This window comes from Endozoicomonas sp. ALC020, assembly GCF_049275935.1.
Lineage (GTDB): Bacteria > Pseudomonadota > Gammaproteobacteria > Pseudomonadales > Endozoicomonadaceae > Endozoicomonas_A.
On the sequence record NZ_CP184830.1, the window covers coordinates 5948725 to 5973525 of the forward strand.

The 24801-nt window shown below is 47.1% G+C and carries 14 protein-coding genes; 13 read left to right on the plus strand and 1 reads right to left on the minus strand.

From position 1 onward, the window contains the following. Window positions 1-809 precede the first annotated feature (809 nt). The 10 genes from ACOJUO_RS21890 to ACOJUO_RS21935 all read left to right on the plus strand — a co-directional run bounded on the left by ACOJUO_RS21890 (window position 810) and on the right by ACOJUO_RS21935 (window position 17919). Window positions 810-2414 (plus strand): hypothetical protein, encoded by a 1605-nt coding sequence (locus ACOJUO_RS21890; RefSeq protein ID WP_422138147.1) that lies wholly within the window; start codon window positions 810-812, stop codon window positions 2412-2414. Window positions 2415-2558: 144 nt separating this feature from the next. Next, on the plus strand, window positions 2559-4358 hold the full coding sequence (locus ACOJUO_RS21895; RefSeq protein WP_422138148.1) for a hypothetical protein: 1800 nt from the start codon (window positions 2559-2561) through the stop codon (window positions 4356-4358). Between the two features lie 121 nt (window positions 4359-4479). Further along, window positions 4480-6090, plus strand: coding sequence for a hypothetical protein (locus ACOJUO_RS21900; protein ID WP_422138149.1), 1611 nt, complete (start codon window positions 4480-4482; stop codon window positions 6088-6090). A gap of 220 nt (window positions 6091-6310) precedes the next feature. Beyond that, the gene (locus tag ACOJUO_RS21905) at window positions 6311-7873 is read left to right on the plus strand and encodes a hypothetical protein (RefSeq protein WP_422138150.1); all 1563 of its coding nucleotides are present in this window, start codon (window positions 6311-6313) and stop codon (window positions 7871-7873) included. Between the two features lie 228 nt (window positions 7874-8101). Then, the gene (locus tag ACOJUO_RS21910; RefSeq protein WP_422138151.1) at window positions 8102-9595 is read left to right on the plus strand and encodes a hypothetical protein; all 1494 of its coding nucleotides are present in this window, start codon (window positions 8102-8104) and stop codon (window positions 9593-9595) included. Window positions 9596-9688: 93 nt separating this feature from the next. After that, a complete protein-coding gene (locus tag ACOJUO_RS21915; RefSeq protein ID WP_422138152.1) occupies window positions 9689-11752 on the plus strand; it encodes a hypothetical protein in 2064 nt (687 codons plus the stop codon). Window positions 11753-11840: 88 nt separating this feature from the next. Next, on the plus strand, window positions 11841-13367 hold the full coding sequence (locus ACOJUO_RS21920) for a hypothetical protein (protein WP_422138153.1): 1527 nt from the start codon (window positions 11841-11843) through the stop codon (window positions 13365-13367). Between the two features lie 164 nt (window positions 13368-13531). Further along, window positions 13532-15031: a hypothetical protein gene (locus tag ACOJUO_RS21925; protein ID WP_422138154.1), complete on the plus strand. Its 1500-nt coding sequence runs from the start codon at window positions 13532-13534 to the stop codon at window positions 15029-15031. A 214-nt stretch (window positions 15032-15245) separates the two neighbouring features. Beyond that, window positions 15246-16769, plus strand: a complete 1524-nt coding sequence (locus ACOJUO_RS21930) for a hypothetical protein (RefSeq protein WP_422138155.1) — start codon at window positions 15246-15248, stop codon at window positions 16767-16769. 166 nt (window positions 16770-16935) lie between these two features. Beyond that, complete coding sequence (locus tag ACOJUO_RS21935; protein WP_422138156.1) at window positions 16936-17919, plus strand: transposase; 984 nt, start codon at window positions 16936-16938, stop codon at window positions 17917-17919. Between the two features lie 877 nt (window positions 17920-18796). Here ACOJUO_RS21935 and ACOJUO_RS21940 read toward each other — a convergent pair. Beyond that, entirely contained in the window at window positions 18797-20098 is a 1302-nt protein-coding gene (locus ACOJUO_RS21940) for a hypothetical protein (RefSeq protein ID WP_422138157.1), read from the minus strand. A 266-nt stretch (window positions 20099-20364) separates the two neighbouring features. Here ACOJUO_RS21940 and ACOJUO_RS21945 point away from each other — a divergent pair, with 266 nt between their 5' ends. The 3 genes from ACOJUO_RS21945 to ACOJUO_RS21955 all read left to right on the plus strand — a co-directional run bounded on the left by ACOJUO_RS21945 (window position 20365) and on the right by ACOJUO_RS21955 (window position 24798). Next, on the plus strand, window positions 20365-21732 hold the full coding sequence (locus tag ACOJUO_RS21945; RefSeq protein WP_422138158.1) for a hypothetical protein: 1368 nt from the start codon (window positions 20365-20367) through the stop codon (window positions 21730-21732). A gap of 382 nt (window positions 21733-22114) precedes the next feature. After that, entirely contained in the window at window positions 22115-22900 is a 786-nt protein-coding gene (locus tag ACOJUO_RS21950) for a hypothetical protein (protein ID WP_422138159.1), read from the plus strand. Further along, on the plus strand, window positions 22864-24798 hold the full coding sequence (locus ACOJUO_RS21955) for a hypothetical protein (RefSeq protein WP_422134036.1): 1935 nt from the start codon (window positions 22864-22866) through the stop codon (window positions 24796-24798). Before ACOJUO_RS21950 ends, ACOJUO_RS21955 begins: the two co-directional genes overlap by 37 nt. The last annotated feature ends 3 nt before the right edge of the window (window positions 24799-24801 follow it).

Here is a 24801-nt window from a genome sequence, read left to right on the forward strand (position 1 = left end):
TTAGTCGTGTAACTTCAGTTATAAAAACTGATAGTTAATAAGTTAGGAAAAATATTTCCAACAATTAAAATAGTTTGAAATAGATGTGGGATTTTTTACATTGAACGGCTTTAGGGAAAGATGAATTCGTAGATTTTCATGCACCAAAGCCACAATAACCGACAAGACTTTCAGGCTCCAGAGTAGAGGTTGATTTGTCAGCTAATGAAACGCACCAAAAATGGGCTGGAGCCCCATTTTAAGAACGACATTTGTCTTAAGTACCTGGCCAGTTGGTTTCGCATATTCTGGCGAGTGGATTTTTTCATCCTTCAAGGCGCAACGACGGGCGCGTAGCCATAGCTACGCAACCAGAGTTGGAACGCAGAAGGATGGAAAAAGCCGCCGTCCAGAATATGCGAAACCAACTGGTTAGGTACTTATTATATCTGGCTATTGACATAGATCTTTTTTCACAAATTGCCCAGATGGACAATGGATAAGGCCAAAGCACAGGCTTTGCTCTTCGAACCTGTAATACCAATCGAACTTTCTAACTCCCTATTGCGCTGAAGATTTGAGCCTTAATCCTGCGTTGGCGATCGTCGCCATAGCTAAGGCTATGACTCCTCACGCCGCCTTGTCTTAAGGCTCAAATCTCCATGCTCATTGCGGGAGTTAGAAAATACGATTGGTATAAGAAATACAGAACAGATGTGCCGGTCGGTGGCTGGAGTGGTTGGAAAACCGCACCGTTTTCTTAACCTCGATCAATGGCTAACCATACATGTAGCGTCTAGGCTTCGGTAAATTTCTCAGGAGTTCAGAGCATGATGAAGCTACAGCAATATCTGGCACGTTTAATTGTGCCTGTATTACTGTTTCAGGCCCTGAATACCCAGGCTCAAACAAGATTACAATCTTCAACAGCAACCCCTTCTGCCATAAATAAGACGACACCCTGCGACGATCTTCTGAAGCCGACGAATCTTGCACTGCAGACGAAAGGAGTACAAAAACGACTGAACCAGCACAGGAAACTTGTTAAGGGACAGCAGTGCGTTATTCTCAGTGCCAACCCCTTAAAAGATTTAAGTGAGTTAATAGAGCAGTTTCCCGAGAACACCGTCATATTGTTCTCATCCAATACTGACCCTATCGTGACACCCTCGCCAACAGCTACCTCTTTGACGGGCAAAACGCCGGTTGTGTACTTTGCTGACCATGAAATACATTTAAAGAATGGTCAGAACATTATTGGCGCAGCTGATGACGGCTTTGAGATCGTCATCAGGGATCGGCCAGTATTTGAAGGCAAATATCTGCTCAGGTTTGGATCTGCTAACTTTCAGCCCGCCCATACAGACGACAGCAATATAAAACACATTACTTTTCGGCCCACCCGAAAAAAAAAGCGCGACTCCATTAAATCCATTATTTACGCAGAGTGTTATAACCGAAAACTGATTGTAGAAAAAAATGTATTTTATCCCCCTGTCCTGGCCGAAATTATTGATTTAAATGATTTATATGAGCCTCCTTTCCGGGCCGCAGTTAGTATTGCTTGCGAAAAAAATCTGGATGCATCTGTCAAATGGCTCCAGGGCCCAGAGTTGCAGTTTGCAGATAACAGGATCATCGGTGAAAAGTTCGACTCGATTAGCGACAAACTTTTTCCCTATGTTATTCCCGACCAAGGCCTGTTTATTAATCTTACTGGCATCATGAATCAGCAGGACAAGATAGCTGTTTCCGGGAATATATTCGAAGGTTATATTGCAGAAGCGGCTGAGTTCACGCTTGGACCCGGGACCCGCATGGAGGTCTTCAATAACACTATCAGCATTTCCAATGAGGGCGACACAGAGCACAACTCTGTTCGCAAAGGGGGGGTCGTTCTCGCGGGGCCTGCAGATAACACGGAAATCCCCCCTGTTTTTTTACTGGCTGACAATCAGATCAGGGTAACACGGACAGCTATCATCGTAAGGGGGCAGCTCGGCCTGATAATGGCTTGTAATCACCTGCAGGCAGTTAATCCATGGTGGCAACCCCAAAAACAATTCAGCCTGAAAGCACTGCCATTGCCCTCGGGAAGAGAACCAGAATGGTGCAATGACATAGTGAGTTCAACGACTGTCAGGCCCACTTCTTCAGGTTCAGCCCATGACAGGTCAACATCCATTCCACCTGCAATAAGCAGCCGGTTTGCCAATACCTGGACTGCCATCAACGGTTCCTTCTTCACTGCCTGTAAGGGTCTGGTCAACTTCGAGGGTCGGTTTTTGTTTGCTACAGAAGTCTGCCAGCCTGTCATTTCCCATTCTGCTCCCGATACCAGCACGACAGCAGTCCCTCCCTCATCAACAATTACAGCTACAGTGGCAACCCCTCTGGGCATCATGACCACTCTGGCCATATTGTTGAATCTATAACCAGAGCCTGTTTATCCTCGCAGGCATTCCGGGAACATGGGAACGATTAAAGGGAAGTCCTGTTTATTTTCTTAATACCTGATAATGGCCAACTATTAATGGAGCGTCTAGGCTTCCTATCTAGATTCGCCAGGAGCCGGGAACATGATCAAGCAGCAATATTATCTGGCCCGATTGATCGCGCCTTTATTCCTTTTGCAAGCTCTGATTCTTCAGGCCCAGATGCCGACAGTCTCTCCTACTACATCAAGCCTTTCGACATGCGACACTCTCACGGGACAAACGAGTGGGGTTGAAAAACGGCTAAATCTATACAGAAAACTGGTTAATGGAGAAGAGTGCATTGTTCTCGATCACGACCCTTCAAAGGATTTAGGTGATTTAATAAAACAGATTCCAAAGGACACCTTTATCTTCCTCTCCTCCAGAACTGCACCCGGCGCAACGCTTTCTCCAGCTACCCCCGCATCCAGTATTGCACCCAGCGCAACGCTTTCTCCCGCTACCCAGGCAACTAATACCTCGGTTGAGTATTTTGTTGACAGTGAAATAGTTTTGAAAGACGGTCAGTCCATTATTGGAGCAGCTGATGACGGCTTTGAGATTGTCATCAGGGATCGGTCAACTTTCAATCACAAACACTTACTTAAAGTTGGATACCCTAAAAGCTTCAAGCCTGACGAAACCAAAGACAGCTATATAAGACACCTTACTTTCTGGCCATCGCTGAATAATCCACGCCTTCCCATTGACTCTATTATTTCTGCAAAGTGCTTCAACCGGAAGCTGATTATAGAAGATAACGTATTCCGCACTCCTGCAAAGACCGCCTTCAAGCTTGAGTGCGAAGAATTTTCCGATGCCTCTGACCCAACCCACCCCCCTGGCCCACACCTGAAGTTCGCTAATAACAAAATCTATGGAGGAAAATACACTTCGGTTACGGACAGAATTTATTCCCATGTTATTCAGGAACAAGGAATATTTATTAATCTTCCTTCTGTCGTGAACCAGTCAGGTCGGCTATCGGTTATTGGAAACAGATTTGAGGACGATATTGCAGAAGCGGCTCAGCTCAGACTTGCCCCCGGATCTAAAATCAATGTCTTCAATAACATTATCAATATATCCAATGTTGGCCCCATAACTCGCAGCACCACTCAAAAAGGAGGTTTCGTTCTGGTTGGGCCAACATATGACCTTGCAAAGCTGCCTGTTTTTTTCCTGGCTGGCAATCAAATCAAGGTAACACGAACCGCTATAACCGTCAGGGGACAGCTTGGACTGACTCTGGTTTGTAACCACCTGCAGGCCGTCAACCCATGGCGGCAACCCTTAAAACAATTCAGCATTAAAGCAATGCCAGCACCTTTGGGACAAGTGTCAGGAGTGTGCAGTAGCCTTGTGGGTCCAACTTCTGTCATGCCAATATCTGGTACAAATTCAACCTTTGTTATGTCAACACCCACTCCAGATTCAACGGCTGTCATGTCAACAGCCGCTGTTGTGTCGGCTTCCAGTCCGAATGCAACCCTTGCCATGTCAACTCCCATTCCAGATTCAAACGCTGTCATGTCAACTCCCATTCCAGATTCAAACGCTGTCATGTCAACTCCCACTCCAAATTCAACCGTTGTCATGTCAACTCCCGCTGTAAATTCAACGATTGCCATACCAACGCCCACTACACATGGAAGCACCCGGTTTGCAAATACCTGGACTCCCATAAACGATTCCTCGTCAACTCCCTGTACCGGTCTGGTTAACTTCGAGGGTCAGTTCTTTTTTCGTAAAGAAATCTGCCAACTATTCACTCTGGCTTCTGCTTCTGTTGCTAATACAACGTCCGGTTCCCTTTTGGTCCCAACTACGGCAGCGGGAACAACCGCAGAGATTACTGGTTTGAGTGTTTTGGCTACGTTGGCCATATGGTTGAATCTATAACCTGAGCGAATTCTTTCGAGGCGATCATTCCCCACATAGCGTCTGTTGCAAAACTCTGGTTCAGGTGCTTTCAGGTCTTGTGGGTTCAATGACCCACAGATATCCCTAAAGAGCCCGAAACATGAACAAGCTGCCAGATTATCTGACCAGATTGATCGCGCCTTTATTCCTTTTGCAAGCTCTGATTCTTCAGGCCCATGTGCCGATAGTCTCTTCTTATATATCATGCCTTCAGATATCACCTTGCAACACTCTCATGGGACAGACGTCAGGGGTTGAGCAACGGCTGAAGCAATACAGAGAACTTGTTAATGGAAAACAGTGCGTTGTTCTCAGTGTCGACCCATCAGAGGATTTAGGTAGGTTGGTAAAAAAGATCCCGGAGAACACCGTTATCTTGCTCTCCTCCGCCACTGCACCTGGCGCGACACTTTCTCCGTCCCCTTTCCCCGTGACAGATAAAACGCCGGCTGTGTACTTTGTTGACACTGAAATAGTTTTGAAAAACGGTCAGGACATTATTGGAGCGGCTGATGACGGTTTTGAGATTGTCATCAGGGATCGGTCATATTTTGAATACAAACACATACTCAGAGTTGGATACCCTGAAAGCTTCAAACCTGAAGAAACGAAAGACAGCCATATAAGACACCTTGCTTTCTCGCCATGGCAGAAAAGTTTTCACCATCCCATTGACTCCATTGTTTTTGCAGAGTGCTTCAACCGGAAGCTGATCGTAGAAGATAACCTATTCATGAGTCCTGCAAGGGCCGCCTTCGCTCTTGATTGCAAAAAATCCTTCGATGCCTCTGACTCAACCCGGAACCCGGGCCCAAACTTGCTGTTCGTTAATAACAAAATCTCTGGAGGAAAATACAGCTGGATTCCCGATTATACTTTTTACTATGTTACTCAGGAACAAGGGATATTTATTAATCTTCCTTCTATTATTAACCAGTCAGATCGACTATCGGTTATTGGCAACACATTTGAGTACTATATTGCACAAGCGGCTGAGTTCAGACTTGCACCTGGATCTAAAATCAATGTCCTCAATAACATTGTCAATATATTCAATGCTGGCCTCACAATTCGAAGCTCTGCTCGCAAAGGAGGTTTCGTTCTGGTTGGGCCTGCACATAGCCCTTCAAAACTGCCTGTTTTTTTCCTGGCAGGCAATCAAATGAAGGTAACACAGACCGCTATAAACGTCAGGGGACACATTGGACTGACTCTGGCTTGTAACCAACTGCAGGCCTTCAATCCATGGTGGCAACCCTTAAAACAATCCAGCATTAGAGCAATGCCGGCACCTTTGGAAAAAGTGTCAGGAGTGTGCGGTAGCCTTGTGGGCCCAACGACTGTCATGTCAACTCCCACTGCAAACTCAACCGTTGCCATGTCAACTCCCGCTGTAAATTCAACGGTTGCCATACCAACTCCCACTACACATGGAAGCATCCGGTTTGCAAATACCTGGACTCCCATAAACAATTCCTCGTCCACTGCCTGTGCCGGTCTGGTTAACTCCAAGAGTCAGTTCTTTTTTTACTCAGAAATCTGCCAACCATTCACTTTACGTTATGCTTCTGCTTCTGCTTCTGCTTCTTCTGTCTCTGTTGCTGATACAACATCCAGTTCCCTTCTGGCCCCAACTAAAGCAGCGGGAACAACCGCAAAGATTACTGGTTTGGGTGTTTTGGCTAGTCTGGCCATATGGTTGAATCTGTAACCTCAGTTAATTCATCCTTTTGACACCATCATTCCCCGCAAAACAGCATTGCAGAACCCTGGCTCCCATGCTTTCAGGCCCTGTGAGCCGCAACCTGGGAACCGATACGTTCTTGCCAATTTTTTCATGATCGAATTACATGAGATCGAATAATATTAATGGATAGTTATAAATGCAGAGTCTAGGCTTCCTTATTTTAGGATTTCCGGAAGTTTTTAAAGTGATTCATAATTTAACCCGATTAATCGCGCCTGTGTTTCTTATAAAGGCTCTGAGTCTCCATGCCCAAACGACAACTCAATCGACTATACCCGAACCCCCTTCTCCTTCAACACCCCCTCCGACGATGTCCTGCGAGGCTATTTCGGGGCAGACGTCAGGGGTTCAGAGTCGCCTTATCGAGCATAAAAGCCTCGTTCGCGGTCGGCAGTGCGCTGTTCTCAGTGCCGACCCGACAGTGGATGCAGATCAGCTGATCAATCAAATTCCTGAAAACACCGTGATACTGCTCTCCTCCGAAACTGCTGTGAAGACGCCTTCTCCATCAGGTTACCCTGTCTCGAGCAAAGTCCGGGTTGAGTACCTTATTGGCAGTGAAATACGTCTAAAAAACGGTCAAGTCATTCTTGGGGCGGCTGATGATGGCCATGAAATCGTCATCAGAGATCGGCCGGGATTTGTAGATAAACATTTCGTTAAGGTCGGAACCACTGACAACTTCCGGTTTGACGAAACCGAAGACAGTCACATCAGACACCTTACTTTCCAGCCCAATCGGGAAAATGGCTCCCCCTCAATTGACTCCATTGTTTTCGCAGAATGCTATAACCGGAAACTCATTTTAAAAGAAAACGTATTTCACCTTCCTCTCCGGGCTTCACTTGTCCTTGATTGTAAAGAATCTCTGGATGCATCAGACAATTACAAACACCAGGGGCCGGGCCTGCTGTTCGCCGGAAACACACTCATAGGTACAAACTTCAAAAAGCTCACCAAAACGCTTGTTCCCGAAATAGGCCTATCTATTAATTTGCCTACCATCAGAAATCAGCAAGAGGCATTAACTGTTACCGGGAACACAATCCGGGGCAAAATGGCAGAGGCAGGTGCGTTTAAACCTGGCTCCGGAAGCGATATAAAGATTTTCAAAAACACGGTTGATATTCGCAATTACGGCAGCATTGGTCGCCCCGCTTACCGCAGAGGTGGTTTTGCTCTTTTAGGTCATACCGATATCAGTGCAAAAACGCCTCTCTTTAATGTGGTTGGCAATAAGATCCAGGTGACAGCAACAGCTATAACTATCGGGGGACTGATTGAACTGTCTATGTCTTGCAACCAGCTGCAAGCCTTCAATGCATGGTGGCAAATGCAACCGCAATACAAATTCAAGGCACTCCCTGCAACATTTGGTGATATTGGAAGACAGTGTGAAAACCTTGTGAGTTCAAACGATGTTATGCCAACTCCACATAAAAACAACCGGGCTGATAATACCTGGACGGCGACACATTATTCCTCTGATACGGCTTGCTCCGGTTTGGAAAACTATGTAGGCCAGCTCTTCTATGACTCAGAAAACTGCCAGTCCTTCACTCGATCCTTTGTTTCCAGAACCCGCAAAACTGACAGTCCCACTAAAACTGGCAGTAATAATAAAACTGACAGTAGCACTACCACTGAAAGTATCTGCATGAACTGCGGTAGATTACCAGAGCATACCGTCCAATTTTTTAGTGTGTGTTTTCTCCTGACCCTCGTGGCTGTGATGTGCACTAATTAATCTGAGCTGATTCACCCTTCCGGTTCAGGCAGGCTTTTAGAAAACTCTGGTTCCCTTTCAGGCTCTATGGGATCCGGAGTTGGAAACAACAGGCTATCTCAAGTTATTGAGACCGGTTTTCGGATAAGCAGAGCATGGAAACAAGTTGTACTTTCTCAACACAGGCCAATGGATAACTACAAATACAGCGTCTAGGCTTTTTAACGACCTTCCCGAGGAACCCTGAAAATGATTAAGTTGCAGCGTTCTACAGCTCGGTTAATCGTTACTGCATTTCTGATACAAGCCCTGAGCCTGTTCGCCCAGACAACTCAGCCTGCAACCACAACATCCTTGCCATCAACATTGTGTGACACTCTTACAGGACAAACGACGGGGGTTCAGCAACGGCTCAACCAGTATAATGACCTTGTTCGTGGACGACAGTGCATTGTCCTCAGTGCCGATCCGATAGAAGATACCGCAGAGCTGATTAATCGAGCTCCTGAAAACAGCGTGATACTGCTCTCCTCCAACATTATCCATGGAGTGACGCCTACTCCCTTCATGACCCCTTCAACAAGTAAAAAACCGGTTAACTACTTCATTGACAGTCCAATACTTATAAAAAGTGGTAAGGATATTATAGGGGCTGCTGATGACGGTTTTGAAATCGTTATTTCGCCTTGGCCAAGTTTCCGACAAAATTATATGCTCAAGATGGGTTCCTATGATGATTTTCAGTTTGGAGAAACAAGAGACAGTCATATAAAGCACATTACGTTCCAACCCATTCTACCTGACAACAGCTCACCCATTCACACGATTATCTTCGCTCAGTGCTCTAACCGCAGATTATTTCTGGACAACAACGTATTTTATCTCCCAAACTGGATCGGAGTCAGACTTGAGTGCACAGAACCTCTCGATGCAGCTGCCAATCATTTGCGTCCGGGCCCTGGTCTGCACTTCATCAATAACACAGTACTGGCCGACTCAATCAACGCTCACGGTCACATGCATATCCCTCTGCATGCGTTAAAAATCTATCTTCGTGGCATCGAGAACCAGTCCGGGAGGGTCAGTGTTATTGAGAACACTTCCCGGGGAAAGATGGGAAGCATGGGTCGCTTTGGTCTTGGACCCGGAAGCAGTATGGATATCTTCAGAAATATTATCGATATTGACAACTCAGGCTTGACACATAGAGAAATGAATTTAGGAGGAAAAATACTAAAAGGTGGTTTCATTCTTATTGGTCATAGTGAACGCGCTTCAGAACCGCCTCTCTATAATCTGGCAGGCAACCAGATTTATGTAACAGACACCGCTATAAGTGTCGAGGCAAAACTTGAACTGGCCCTGGCATGTAACCGCCTGCGGGCCTATAAACCCTGGCAACAAGACAAACAACAACACCCCGTCAAAGCTGCTGATCCGTTACCACTGGCAGGTGAGTGCGAAAGTTCGGTAAATTCAACCGTTGCCATGGCAATGACCCGGTCGCCCAGACTCTGTCAGATTGTCAATACCTGGACTGCCATCAATAATTCCACAGCTTCTGCCTTGAGTGGACTGTCCTACGTCGATGGTCAGTTCAACTTTGACCCGCTAGTCTGCCCGGCAATCAATTCGACCTCTGCTCCTGCCACCACACCATCTACCCCTTCATCGGAGGGCACAAACCTCGCAGCAACGGCTTTAGGCGTCGTGACCTCTTTATTCCTTTTGTTAAAAAACTAATCTGAAGTCATGTCTCCGGCAAAGAGACTGATGGCTAATTGTAAATGCAGAGTCTAGGCTTCCTATCTAGATTTATCGGTAGTAGTCCTTAATATGAACAAGTCACAGTATTATTTAGCCCGTTTAATCGTTCCTGTATTCCTTTTACAGGCTCTGAATCCGGAAGCTCAAGCGACTCAGCCGCCACTTCCAACAGACTGCGCCTCTCTTTCAGGACAAACGACGGGGGTTCATCAATGGCTTGACGACAATAGTGAATTTATTCGTAGACGACAGTGTGTTGTTCTCACTTCAGACCCAACGGTGGATACCGCTCAGCTGATCAATCAAATTCCTGAAAATACTGTCATACTGCTCTCGTCCCGTACGACGATTCAACCCGTTATCCCCCCAACAGGTAATACCCTGATTATCTACCTTATTGATAGTGAAATCGTTTTGAAGGACGGTCAGGACATTATTGGGGCAGCTGATAAAGGTTTTGAAATAGTCATTACGCCTAAGCAAAGTTATAAAAAGCAATTTATGGTCAGGGTTGGAACCCGTGACAACTTCCAGTTTGAAAAAACAAGAAGCAGTCATATAAGGCACGTTACTTTCACGCCAAAAGGCCACGGGTACCGCAGCCAAGTATACGCAATTGTTAAAGCAGAGTGCTATAACCGAAATCTGATTATAGAAAACAACCAGTTTTCTCTTCCTTATTGGACGGCAGTTGACCTTGATTGCAAAAAACCTCTGGATGCATCCGCCAATGATGATCACACGGGCCCGGGCCTCCTGTTCGCGAATAATTTGATCATCGGTAGTGGTATCAGAACGCGGTTCGGCCTCTTTTTTGCCGAGGAAGGGATACACATTAACCTTCCAGCCATCCAGAACCAGTCAAAGAGGCTCAAGGTTATTGGGAACAGATTCCTGGGCAGAATGGCTGAAGCCGGTGAATTTGTTCTTGGACCCGGTGCCCATTTAGATGTCTTCAGAAACAGGGTCTACATTTCCAATATCGGTATCACACTTCGCAGCGCCCGTCGACAACGACAATCATTGCTGGGAGGCTTTGCTCTCATAGGTCACAAAGACAGCGACTCAGAGCCTGCTCGCTTTAATCTGGCGGGCAATGAGATTAAGACAACAACAGCCGCCATAACCGTCAGAGGCCCCCTTGAACTGGCCCTGGCTTGCAATCACCTGCGGGCAATCAGTCCCTGGTTACAACTTCAACCAGAATTCAGCCTGAAATCTGCTAATCCATTGCCACTGGGAAAAGAGTGCCCAAGTGTGATGAGTTCATCCATTGCCATGCTCACTCCTGACTCAACCGTTTCCAGACAGGCTCCAGTATCAACCGTTGACATGTCAACGCCAAACTCAACGTCTGTCATGCCAGGTCTGGAATCAACCGTTGGCGTGTCAACGCTAAACTCAACCTCTGTCGTGCCGGGTCTGGGATCAACCGTTGGCGTGTCAACTCCAAACTCAACCTCTGTCATGCCAGGTCTGGAATCAACCGTTGGCATGTCAGCTCCAAACTCAACCTCTGTCGTGCCAGGTCTGGAATCAACCGTTGGCGTGTCAACTCCAGACTCAACCTCTGTCATGCCAAGTCCGGGATCAACCGTTGGCATGTCAACTCCAAACTCAACCTCTGTCATGCCAAGTCCGGGATCAACCGTTGGCATGTCAACTCCAAACTCAACCTCTGTCATGCCAAGTCCGGGATCAACCGTTGGTATGTCAACTCCAAACTCAACCTCTGTCATGTCAGGTCTGGAATCAACCATTGGCACGCCGACACCAAACTCAACCTTTGACTGGCCAACTCCATACTCAACCGTTGTCATGCCAACACACAAATCCTATACAATCAACCAGATCAGGAACACCTGGACCGCCATCCATGATTCCACCGCCAACGCCTGCAGCGGATTGTTCAACTTCGAAGGTCAGTTCTTCTTTAACAGAGAAGACTGCCTGACAGTTGCCATGACCCACGCTTTTTTTATTACCGATACGATATCCATTAACAGCAGGACTCATGATACCGTCAAGACTATCATTACCTCTATGGTCCCCACTTCGTCAGCGGGCACAAATCTGTTGACTACTTCTGGCCTGGGAATCATAACCACTCTGGCCGTATTGTTATCTCCTTGACCTGAGCTTATTCATCCCTACGCAAGCGTGGCAACCGGTTTTGATTAATAGATGAGTAAAATTGCAGCGTTCAGGAGTATGACCCAGCATGATCAAACTGCAACATTATCTGGTCTGGTTGATTACTCCTTTGTTTCTGTTACAGGCTCTGAACCAGGAGGTTCCGGGCGCTCATCGCCCTAATAAACTTGACCCGATCGAGTGCGACTCTGTCCTATTGCCTGCGTTGAAGCATACGACGGGGGTTAAGCAACGGGTGGCCCAATACGGCAACCTGATTCGCGGACGACATTGCACGGTTCTCAGCGCTAACCCTGCAGAAGATTTAAGTGAGTTGATAAAACAGCTTCCGGATGACAGAGTTATACTGCTTTCCTCACACACGTTTTCACCAACCACCCCCTCTGTGCCAACCACTCCCTCTGTGACGGGTAAAACCCGGATTCACTATTATATTAGGAATGAAATAGTTTTGAAGAACGGTCAGTTCATTCTTGGGGCTGCTGATGACGGTTTTGAAATCGTTATTTCGCTTTGGAAACGTTTTCGGGATAAAAATATGGTCAGGGTTGGAACCACTGACAACTTCCATTTTGGCAAAACTCATGAAAATCGTCTGAGTCATCTTACCTTCCTTCCGACCGGGCCTCTGGACCAGCACCCCGTTAACACCATTCTTTTCGCAGAGTGCTATAACCGGAGACTGATTATAGAAGACAATGTATTTCATCTTCCTGACTGGTCTGCGGTTGATCTTGATTGCAAAAAAAGTCTGGATGCGTCTGACAATGACTCGCAGCAGGGCCCTGGCTTGCTGTTCACCAAGAACATAGTTATCGGTAAGATCATCAGCACAATAGACAACAGAATCACCATTCCCAGGGAAGGAATATTTATTAATCTTCCTGCCATCAAGAATCAGTCAAAGAGAGTCGCGCTTACCGGGAACACAATTCTGGGCGTAATAGCAGATGCAGGTCAGTTTGAACTTGGACCCGGAACCAGTATGGATGTCTTCAGAAACACGGTCAACATTACCAATGCTGGCCCCACTGTTCGCGACACCACTGGCCTTCGAATAACACAAAGGAGTGGTTTCGTTCTCAAAGGTCATTCAGAAAGTGATGCAGAACGTCCACTCTATAATTTGGCAGGCAACCAGATCCAGGTAACAGGAATGGCTCTGGCCGTCAGTCCACCCCTTGAACTGGCCCTGGCTTGTAACCACCTGCAGGGATCCAGCCCTTGGCGACAACTATACAAAGAATTCACCCTGAAAGCCGCTGATCCATTTCAACTTGTAAGTAAGTGCAAAAACTTCGTGAGTTCAACCTTAGTTATGCCAACACCCACTACCGGTTCCTATACAATCAGCCAGATCGAGAATAGCTGGACAGCCATCAGTGACTGCAGGATCAAGGCCCTGAGTGGACTGACCAACTTTGAAGGACAGTTCTTCTTTGGCCGGGAAGACTGCCTGAAAACGACTACACTACCTCCAGGCAACAGCAGCAGGCCTGCCGCTGACATAGACCCCGATTCATCAACAGCTACAACCTCAGTAACAACGGGTTTGGGTGTCATAACCACCCTGACACTATTGTTGAATCTGTAACCCGAGAGAATCCGTCCCTTCGGTTTAAAAGCCAGAGGCATGAATTCACTTACTCTGGCTCTCTTGCTTTCAGGCTCGGCAGGTCCCATCAGGAGCACAGACTGACGGCAAGTTTAAACGCAGCGCCCGGACTTCCTATCCACTCTTTTAAAAGGGCTCAGAAAATGACTAAGCTGCAGCATTATACGATCTGGTTAATCGCCCCTGTATTCCTGTTTCATACTTTGAGTTTAAAGGCCCAGACAACGACTCAATCTACAGCCATAACAAGCCTTCCAAGCGCGTGCAACACTCTTAAAAATCAGACGACGGGGGTTAGGCAACGACTAAACCAGTACAATAAACTTGTCAGCGGACGACAGTGTATTGTTCTCACGGCCAACCCTGCAGATGATTTAAGTGAGCGGATAAAACAGATTCCCGAAAACACCGTTATATTGCTCTCTTCCAATACCACGGCCCCGACTGTTACCCCAGCGACAGGTATAATCCCGGTTAAGTACTTTATCGGCAGAGAGATAGTTTTAAAGGACGGTCACGACATTCTCGGGGCTGCTGATGACGGTTTTATAATCGTCATTACGTTTCATTCAAATTATAAAAAGAAAGAGATGATCAGGGCTGGAACCACTGACAACTTTCAGTTTGAAAAAACAAGAGACAGTCATATAAAACACATTACTTTCCAGACCACCGGACCTAAGCACCACAGGCCGGTTAACACCATTGTTTTCGCAGAGTGCTATAACCGGAGATTGATTGTAGAAAACAACGTTTTCTTTCTTCCTGAATTGGCTGCAGTTTATATTGATTGCAAAGAACCCCTGAATGCATCGGACAATACCACACGGCCCGGCCCGGGTCTGCTGTTCGAAAATAACACGCTCAGAGTTGACCCCACCAGTGCGATGCACCACGGTACTATTCCCGAGGAAGGGGTCTATATTAATCTTCCCAACATCATGAACCATTCAAAGAGGGTCGCAGTTATTGGGAATCGGTTCGTGGGCGAAATGGCAGACGCAGGTGAGTTTAATCTTGGACCCGGAGCCAGTATGGATGTTTTCAGAAATACACTGGTGATTTACATTGTCGAAGGACAACCTCAACGAGGTTTTGTTCTTACTGGTTTTGCAGATACCGACGCAGAACGTCCTCTCTTTAATCTGGTCGGCAATAAGATCTATGTAACAGGGACGGCTATAGCCGTCAGCACACCCCTTGCGCTGGCTCTGGCTTGTAATCAACTGCAGGCAGTTAAACCCTGGCAACAACTTCAACCGCAATTCATCCTGAAAGCTGAAGATCCATTAGAACCTGGACTGGCAGGTGAGTGCCAGGGCTTCGTCAGTTCAACCGTTGCAATGCCCACTTCAGGCTCTGCAGCTGTCATGGCAACATCTATTCCGTTTTCAATCGGTCATATCATGAATACCTGGACGGCTATAAATGGCTCCACGGCGACTGCCTGCAGCGGACTGATCAACGTCGAAGGCCAGTTCCTGTTTGAGTCGTACAGCTGCCAGGCAGCAACCGCATCCCCTGCTGCTATTACTGACACGACTTGCATTAACGGCGCGATCGCCAGTTCTTCAGAAGTTACAACCCTGTTGACTACTGGCTTGGCTGTCATAACAACTCTGGCCATTTTATTGACTCCATAACCTGAGCTAATTCATCCCTTCGGTTTACAAAGGCCGTTGCAAAACGCCGCCTGTGAATGGCTCAGAAGTCAGGACTTCAACTCTGGCCAAAAGCACCAGAGGAACAATAGACAGAAAAGATCACCTATTCTATAAAAACACTCTGGTCTCGTTAATGAATAAGTATTAATACAGAGTCCAGGCTTACTATCGCCTTTTATGCGGTGTCCAGATAATGATTAAGTGGCTACTTTATTTTGCGCGATCAATCGTCACTGTATGCCTGATACTGACTCTGAGTCTGCAGGCTCAGACTCCAGCCAATGATCCTGCAAGGGTACTGTGCGACTCTTTGTCAGGACAAACGACAGGGGTTCAACAACGGCTAAACCTCTACAGTAGCCTTGTCAGCGGGCGGCAATGCATTGTTATCGGTGCCAATTCGACAAAAGATTTAGCTCAGTTGATAAACCGGCTTCCTGAAAACACCGTGATACTGCTCTCCTCAGAGGCTGTCACTAACCTAACGACGCCTATACCATCGGTCACCCCTGCCCCTGCCTCGGGCATAACCCCGATTGACTACCTCATTGGCAGTGAAATCGTTTTGAAAGACGGTCAGGACATTCTTGGGGCTGCTAATGACGGTTTTGAAATCGTCATCAAGAATAACGCAGGTTATAGAGATAAACAGATGGTCAGGGTTGGAAACACTAATAACTTCCAGTTTAGAGAAATAGAAGACAGCCATATAAGACACGTTACTTTCTTGCCGACTGGGCCTAAGCAACCCAGACCCATTCATGTTATTGTTTTAGCAGAGTGCTTTAACCGGAGACTGATTTTAGACAACAATGTATTCCATCTTCCTTATAGGTCTGCGGTTAAACTTGATTGCAAAGAAGATCTTGATGCATCGGACAATGACAGTCGTCCGGGTCCGGGTCTGCTGTTCACCAATAACACAGTTATAGGTAACAATATCCCGACATGGTGGACAGGCGAATTTACGCCCGAGAGAGGAATACATATCAAACTTCCTTCCATTAAGAACCAGACACAGAGGGTCGCTGTTACAGGGAACATATTCCGGGGCACAATCGCACAAGTGGCTGAGATAATGATTGGAAACGGAACCACTACGGATGTTTTCAGAAACAAGGTCAATATTTCCAATGACGGTGTGACATACAGTGAATCTTTTCGTGAAGGAAAATTGATGGAGGGAGGATTCGTTTTAGTAGGTAGTAGTTCCGATAAATCCGAAGAACCGCCTCTTTTTAATCTTGCAGGCAACCAGATCCAGGTAACAGGAACAGCTATAGCCGTTATTGACATCGTTAAACTGGCTCTGGCCTGTAACCACCTGCAGGCTGGCAGTCCGTGGAAACAACTTGACGAGAGACAAAGCCTGAAAGCCGTTGATCCATTTACACTGGCAGATGAGTGCGAAAGATCCCTGAGTTCAATGGTTGGCATGGCAACCAGCAGTCCACCTCAACTCTGCCAGATCGAGAATACCTGGACTGCTATTAAAGATTCCAGAGTGACTGCTTTAACCGGACTGACCAACGTCGAGGGTCAGTTCTACTTTGGCTCAGCTGTTTGCATGACCGTCGCTCGGTCCTCTGCTTCTTTTACCAATACGACACTAAGTACCAGCCCGGTTCCCACTACATCAACGGGTACAATAGCAGTGGGTACATCCCCTCTTGTTTTGGGGGTTATTGCCACTCTGGCCATATTGTTAAATCTATAGCCATAGCTGATTCATCCTTTCGGTTTAAAGAGGCTGCTGCAATAAATTAAATTAAAAATTAAAAAAAAATTAAAATAAATTAAAAAGACACCCATAAATTTGCTTTACCATCCACCTGGTCTACTTTTTCACCCATCACTGATTTTTTACCCAGACAGGTGAGTTCATGGCCCAAGCTCGCAATACCCTGATTGATCCCGGCACAACGCCTTATTACCACTGCATGGCAAGATGTGTTCGTCAGGCTTACCTCTGTGGAGAGAACCACCTGACTGGCAAGAACTACGAGCATCGCCGTCAGTGGGTGGTGGATAAACTCCGGGAACTGGTTTCTGTCTTTGCTATCGAAGTCTGTGCTTACGCTATCATGTCGAATCATTATCATGTGGTTTTGCACATCAATCAGTCATCTGCCAGAGGCTGGTCACGGAATCAAGTGCTTCACCGTTGGACGACCTTGTTCAGAGGTCCGCTTCTGGTGCAAAGGCATCTGGCCGCTGACAAGTTGGGCAGTGCTGAATTGGCCCGTATCGATGAATATGCTGAGGCATACCGGCGTCGTTTAACGGATATCAGCTGGTTTATGCGCTGCCTGAATGAACATCTTGCTCGTGAGGCCAACAAAGAAGACGAGTGTAAAGGACGCTTCTGGGAAGGACGCTTTAAAAGCCAGGCATTGCTGGACGAAGCAGCGTTACTGACCTGCATGACCTACGTTGACTTGAATCCGATTCGGGCTGGAAAGGTAGAAACACCGGAAGAATCAGACTACACGTCGATTCAGGAACGCGTGGAGCAGGTTACACATTCTGAGACTAAAAATCAGCCGCTGAGCCTGAAACCTTTCTGTTTGCAGGGACAGGAAACGGACGTTGCCCTTCCCTACCTTCTTCACGACTATCTGGAACTGGTTGACTGGAGCGGTCGCATTGTCAGAACAGATAAGAAAGGTTCCATCCCGTCGTGCACCCCTCCGATTCTTCAAAGGTTGGACATTGATCCGGATGAGTGGCTGAAAACCATGCAATGGAATAATCGTTTTTATCGGGCAGTTGGCCGTCTGAAGGCGATGAAGGCTTATGCACTTGAAGCCGGACAGAAGTGGCTTCGAGGTTTAAACGCCTGCAGTCGTTTGTACCTGACAGGTTAGCGTAGAAGTCAGTTAAGACGTCAAAGACCCTCTCTTTATCTCTCTTCGACTTATGTCGGAATGAATTTGCATTGTCTGAATTATGGCTTGAACAGCCTCTGTTCGTTGGGTGGTGCTGTGTGGCTCGTTGATACGCTACTTGAAGATAGATTTTTCTGATCCTTTTTGGGAGTACAGTTTTTGAATGTCTTATTTTTTCCCCCTGAAGAGACATTTTTTATGGGTGTCTTTTTTTTCTCTGAAATCAGTTAAGACGTCAAAGACCCTCTCTTTATCTCTCTTCGACTTATGTCGGAATGAATTTGCATTGTCTGAATTATGGCTTGAACAGCCTCTGTTCGTTGGGTGGCGCTGTGTGGCTCGTTGATACGCTACTTGAAGATAGATTTTTCTGATCCTTTTTGGGAGTACAGTTTTTGAATGTCTTATTTTTTCCCCCTGAAGAGACATTTTTTATGGGTGTCTTTTTTTTTTTTTCTCCAGTCCGGTTCCCACTTCATCATCAGGTACCACCGCAGTGACCAATGGTTTGGGTGTCATAGTCACTCTGGCCATATTGTTGAAACTATAGACATGAACTGATTCATCCTTTCGGTTTAAACAGGTTGTTGCAAAACCCTGTATATAAATGGCTCAGGAGTCAGAGCAAACACCCTGAATAACAGAAACTTAAGAGAGAACAGACAGAAAGATCGATCTATTTTCTTGCAACGCCTTAATCCTATTAATGGATAATTATAAACACAGCGACTAGGCTTCCTATCGACTTTCCAAGGAGTCCTGAAAATGATTAAGTTGCGGCACTATTCGTCCCTGTCCATCGCACCTGTATTTCTTTTACTGCCTCTGAACCTTCAGGCTCAGAACACGACTCAACTTACAGCCGCAGTTCAATCGACAGCTGGAGTTCAATCGACAGCCACAGTTCAATCGTCAGCCGCAGTTGAACCGACAACCACAGTTCAATCGTCAGCCGCAGTTGAACCGACAACCGCAGTTCAATCGTCAGCCGCAGTTGAACCGACAACCACAGTTCAATCGTCAGCCGCAGTTGAACCGACAACCGCAGTTCAATCGTCAGCCGCAGTTGAACCGACAACCGCAGTTCAATCGTCAGCCGCAGTTGAACCGACAACCGCAGTTCAATCGTCAGCCGCAGTTGAACCGACAACCACAGTTCAATCGTCAGCCGCAGTTGAACCGACAACCACAGTTCAATCGTCAGCCGCAGTTGAACCGACAGCCACAGTTCAATCGTCAGCCGCAGTTGAACCGACAGCCACAGTTCAATCGTCAGCCGCAGTTGAACCGACAACCGCAGTTCAATCGTCAGCCGCAGTTGAACCGACAACCGCAGTTCAATCGTCAGCCGCAGTTGAACCGACAACCGCAGTTCAATCGTCAGCCGCAGTTGAACCGACAACCGCAGTTCAATCGTCAGCCGCAGTTGAACCGACAACCGCAGTTCAATCGTCAGCCGCAGTTGAACCGACAACCGCAGTTCAATCGTCAGCCGCAGTTCAATCGACAACCGCAGTTGAACCGACAACCGCAGTTCAATCGTCAGCCGCAGTTGAACCGACAACCGCAGTTCGATCGTCAGCCGCAGTTGAACCGACAACCGCAGTTCAATCGTCAGCCGCAGTTGAACCGACAACCGCAGTTCAATCGTCAGCCGCAGTTGAACCGACAACCGCAGTTCAATCGTCAGCCGCAGTTGAACCGACAACCGCAGTTCAATCGTCAGCCGCAGTTGAACCGACAACCGCAGTTCAATCGTCAGCCGCAGTTGAACCGACAACCGCAGTTCAATCGTCAGCCGCAGTTGAACCGACAACCGCAGTTCAATCGTCAGCCGCAGTTGAACCGACAACCGCAGTTCAATCGTCAGCCGCAGTTGAACCGACAACCGCAGTTCAATCGTCAGCCGCAGTTGAACCGACAACCGCAGTTCAATCGTCAGCCGCAGTTGAACCGACAACCGCAGTTCAATCGTCAGCCGCAGTTCAATCGTCAGCCGCAGTTGAACCGACAACCGCAGTTCAATCGTCAGCCGCAGTTGAACCGACAACCGCAGTTCAATCGTCAGCCGCAGTTGAACCGACAACCGCAGTTCAATCGTCAGCCGCAGTTGAACCGACAACCGCAGTTCAATCGTCAGCCGCAGTTGAACCGACAACCGCAGTTCAATCGTCAGCCGCAGTTGAACAAACAGCCGCAGTGCAACCGACAGCTAGAGTTCAACCGTCCGCCGCTGTTCAATCGACAGTTACAGCTCAATCGTCAACTGCAGCTCCTACTACTGCAACTCCCCATCCAACGGAATTATGCAGCTCTCTCAGAGGTCAAACGACGGGGGTCCAACAACGGCTCGAGGACAGTGATCTTGTTAGCGGACGACAGTGCGTTGTTCTCAGTGCCGACCCTGCAGATGATTTAAGTGAGTTGATAAAACAGATTCCTGATAACACCGTTATCTTGCTTTCCTCCAAAACAACTTCTCCAACCGTTGCCCCCGTGACAGGTAAGCCCACTGCTGAATATCTTATCGCCAATGCAATAACTCTGAAGAACGGTCAGGACCTCATCGGGGCTGCCGATGACGGTTATGAAATTGTTATCAAGCTCCATGATAACTTTAAAAATAGATACATGATCGGGGTTGGCGTTGACTACGATGACAAATTCAATTTTGGAGAAACAGCAGACAATCATATAAAACATATTACTTTCCGGCCAACTGGAGTTAATCCAGATACTCAAACTGACGAAATTGTCCACACAAACTGCTATTATCGGTCATTATCTATAGAGAACAACGTTTTTTATCTCCCTGTCTGGGCCGCAGTTAACATTAGTTGTTCTGCGAATCTGGATGCATCCACCAGTGATTTGCACACGGGTCCGGGCTTACGTTTCGCTAATAACAAGGTCATTGGTGAAACCATCCACACAACAAAACTCAGTATAATTCCCGAGGAAGCAATATTCATTAATCTTCGCAACATCAATAACCTGTCAAACAAACTCGAAATAATTGATAACACATTCCGGGGCAAAATCTCGGAATTGGCTGACATTGCAATTGGATCCGGAAGCAATATTAATATCTTCAGAAACACTGTTGATATTGATAATAAAGGCAAGACACGTAGCGAAATCCGTACAGGAATTGAAACCCGAAGGGGTGGGTTCGCTTTAAAAGGTCTTTTCGTTTTTGCCCATAGAAAAGCTCCTCTCATTAATCTGGTTGGTAACAATATCAACGTCACAAGGACAGCTTTAACTATCTATGACAAGCTTGATCTGGCACTGACCTGTAACCACTTTCGGGGAATGACTTTGTGGAAAGTAGACAACGAATATTTCCCCCTGAAAGCCGTTGATCCATTGCCACTGGCAGATAAGTGCCCAAGGTCTGTGAGTTCAACCGTCGGCATGGCAACGACCAGTGCACCGACACTTTGCCAGATCGTGAATAGCTGGACTCCTATCAATGATTCCAAAGCCACTGCTTTGACTGGACTGACCAACGTCGAGGGTCAGTTCTACTTTGACTCAGCTGTTTGCATGAGAGACCCTCAGTCCTCTGCATCTATTACCAATGCGACTTTCAATATCAACCCGGTTTCCACTTCATCGGCGGATACAATCCCAGTGACCAATGCTCTGGGGGTCATAGCGTCTATTACCAATGCGACTACCAATGCGACTTTCAATATCAACCCGGTTTCCACTTCATCGGCGGATACAATCCCAGTGACCAATGCTCTGGGGGTCATAGCCTCTCTGGCCATATTGTTGAATCTATAGCCTGAGTGTTTCATCCCCTCGTTTATAAAGAGGCTGTTGCAACGCCCTTGCCCTGTAAGTACCTGGCCAGTTGGTTTCGCATATTCTGGCGAGTGGATTTTTTCATCCTTCAAGGCGCAACGACGGGCGCGTAGCCATAGCTACGCAACCAGAGTTGGAACGCAGAAGGATGGAAAAAGCCGCCGTCCAGAATATGCGAAACCAACTGGTTAGGTACTTATATGAGCGGCTCAGGAGTCATGGCTAATACCCTGAGTAGCAGCACTAAAGAGAGGATTGACAGAAAGACCCATCTGTTTTCTTGCAACACCTTAATCCTATTAGTGGATAACTATAAACACAGCGACTAGGCTTTCTGTCGGCTTTTCAAGGAGACCTGAAAATGATTAAGTTGCGGCACTATTCGGTCCTGTTCATTGCTCCTGAATTTCTGTTACTAGCCCTGACCATTCAATCTACACCCACTACAGCGTTAACAGCCCCCATAAAGATTAATGATGCAGAAGACCTGAGCAAGATTGGTCGAGAATATCCACTAAACGGTACCTATCAACAGACAGCGGATATTGTTGTCACTAAAGACTATCAATCCATTGGCAATGATACCCATCCATTCACCGGGGAGTACTATGGGCAGTGCCGTGCCATCAGCGGCCTGTCTGACTGTTTTATAGACACTCTGAAAGGCAGCATCAGGAACCTTCACTTTACGGGTGCCAATATAACTTCCTGGAAGACGACCGGGTTAGCAGCCTGTGTTGTTGATGATACTGGCAAAGTCAGTAATATCCGGGCGAAAGATGTTCGTATTGACAACCCAGGGGGGGGGCGTGTACGCCTCGGCATCGGTGGGGGGGTGGTTAAAGGAATGGTTGACAACACCACGGCGGTGAACTGCCATGTCTTACTCAAGGCTTCGGATTCAAACGCCGGCATCGGGGGGGGGTATGTTACAGATACAGGAAAGGTTGCCAACACCATGGCGGTGAACAGCAGTGTCACAACCTCGGGTCAGCATGCACATGCCGGCATCGGGGGGGGTGGGTTGAAGGAACGGTTGCCAACACCACTGCGGTTTACAGCAGGGTCGAAACCAAGAATTTCAAGGCATGCGCCGGCATCGGTGGGGGGGTGGTTAAAGGAACGGTTGTCAACACCACGGCGGTGAACAGCCATGTCAAAACCGAGGGTAATCAAGCAGAAGCCGGCATCGGAGGGGGGTTGTTGTATTACCGGGGAAAGGTTGACAGCACCACGGCGGTGAAAAGCTCGGTCAAAACCTCGGGTTCGAATGCAGATGCCGGCATCGGTGGGGGGGAGGTTCACGGTACGGTTGACAAAACCACTGCGGTGAACAGCAATGCCAAAACCGAGGGTTGGTATGCAGACGCCGGCATCGGGGGGGCGTTTGTTACAAATACAGGAAAGGTTGCCAACACCATGGCGGTGAACAGCCATGTCGGAGCCACCAAGCGTGGATTTTCAAAAGCCGGGATCGGGGCTGGGGGAAATAGTGGAACAAAGGTTACCAAGACCAATGCGGTGAACAGCTATGTCAATGGCAATATAAGGAATTTTGGATCTATCCCCAATGATCAACTTTTTTGCCAAAATGCAGACCCACGTGTGTTAACAGCCAATTGCTCTTCGAGAACTGAATTTCGGGATGCGTTGGATTTATCGTTTTGCCTGGTAAATGCCGCTACCGCAACTTCCCTTCCAACGGAATTATGTAGCTCTCTCAGAGGCCAAACGACGGGGGTTCAACAACGGCTTATCGACGACAGTGATCTTGTTAGCGAACGACAGTGCGTTGTTCTCAGTGCCGACCCTGCAGATGATTTAAGTGAGTTGATAAAACAGATTCCTGATAACACCGTTATCTTGCTTTCCTCCAAAACAACTTCTCCAACCGTTGCCCCCGTGACAGGTAAGCCCACTGTTGAATATTTTATCGCCAATGCAATCGTTTTGAAGAGCGGTCAGGACATCATCGGGGCTGCTGATGACGGTTTTGAAATTGTTATCAAGCTTCATGATAACTTTACAAGTAAATACATGATCGGAGTTGGCGTTCACTACGATGACGAATTCAATTTTGGAGAAACAGCAGACAGTCATATAAAACACATTACTTTCCAGCCAACCGGAGTTAATCCAGATACTCAAACTGACGCTATTGTCCACACAAACTGCTATTCTGGGACATTATCTATAGAGAACAACGTTTTTTATCTCCCTGTCCGGGCCGCAGTTAACATTAATTGTTCTGCGAATCTGGATGCATCCACCAGTGATTTGCACACGAGCCCGGGCTTACGTTTCGCTGATAATCATGTCATTGGTCAAACCATCCACACAACAAAACTCAGTATGATTCCCGAGAAAGCAATATTCATTAATCTTCGCAACATCAATAACCTGTCAAACAAACTCGAAATAATTGGTAACACATTCCGGGGCAAAATCTCGGAATTGGCTCAGATTGCAATTGGATCCGGAAGCAATATTAATATCTTCAGAAACACTGTTGATATTGATAATAAAGACAAGACACCTGGCGAAATTCGTACAGGAATTGAAGGAGGGTTCGCTTTAAAAGGTCTTTTCGTTTCTGCCTATAGAAAAGCGCCTCTCATTAATCTGGCTGGTAACAACATCAACGTCACAACGACAGCTTTAACTATCTATGACAAGCTTGATCTGGCGCTGGCCTGTAACCACTTTCTGGGAATGACTTTGTGGAAAGTAGACAACGAAGATTTCCCCCTGAAAGCCGTTGATCCATTGCCACTGGCAGATGAGTGCCCAAGGTCTGTGAGTTCAACCGTCGGCATGGCAACGACCAATGCATCGACACTTTGCCAGATCGTGAATACCTGGACTCCCTTCAATGATTCCAAAGCCACTGCTTTGACTGGACTGACCAACGTCGAGGGTCAGTTCTACTTTGACTCAGCTGTCTGCATGACAGAGCCTCAATCCTTTGCTTCATCAGCGGGTACAACTCCAGTGACCAATGCTTTGGGGGTCATAGCTTCTCTGGCCATAGTGTTGAATCTATAGCCT

Excerpts from the sequence above, each read along its gene's own strand:
- ACOJUO_RS21890 (WP_422138147.1), top strand. The coding sequence starts at position 810 with ATGATGAAGCTACAGCAATATCTGGCACGTTTAATTGTGCCTGTATTA.
- ACOJUO_RS21895 (WP_422138148.1), top strand. The coding sequence starts at position 2,559 with ATGATCAAGCAGCAATATTATCTGGCCCGATTGATCGCGCCTTTATTC.
- ACOJUO_RS21900 (WP_422138149.1), top strand. The coding sequence starts at position 4,480 with ATGAACAAGCTGCCAGATTATCTGACCAGATTGATCGCGCCTTTATTC.
- ACOJUO_RS21910 (WP_422138151.1), top strand. The coding sequence starts at position 8,102 with ATGATTAAGTTGCAGCGTTCTACAGCTCGGTTAATCGTTACTGCATTT.
- ACOJUO_RS21915 (WP_422138152.1), top strand. The coding sequence starts at position 9,689 with ATGAACAAGTCACAGTATTATTTAGCCCGTTTAATCGTTCCTGTATTC.
- ACOJUO_RS21920 (WP_422138153.1), top strand. The coding sequence starts at position 11,841 with ATGATCAAACTGCAACATTATCTGGTCTGGTTGATTACTCCTTTGTTT.
- ACOJUO_RS21925 (WP_422138154.1), top strand. The coding sequence starts at position 13,532 with ATGACTAAGCTGCAGCATTATACGATCTGGTTAATCGCCCCTGTATTC.
- ACOJUO_RS21930 (WP_422138155.1), top strand. The coding sequence starts at position 15,246 with ATGATTAAGTGGCTACTTTATTTTGCGCGATCAATCGTCACTGTATGC.
- ACOJUO_RS21935 (WP_422138156.1), top strand. The coding sequence starts at position 16,936 with ATGGCCCAAGCTCGCAATACCCTGATTGATCCCGGCACAACGCCTTAT.
- ACOJUO_RS21950 (WP_422138159.1), top strand. The coding sequence starts at position 22,115 with ATGATTAAGTTGCGGCACTATTCGGTCCTGTTCATTGCTCCTGAATTT.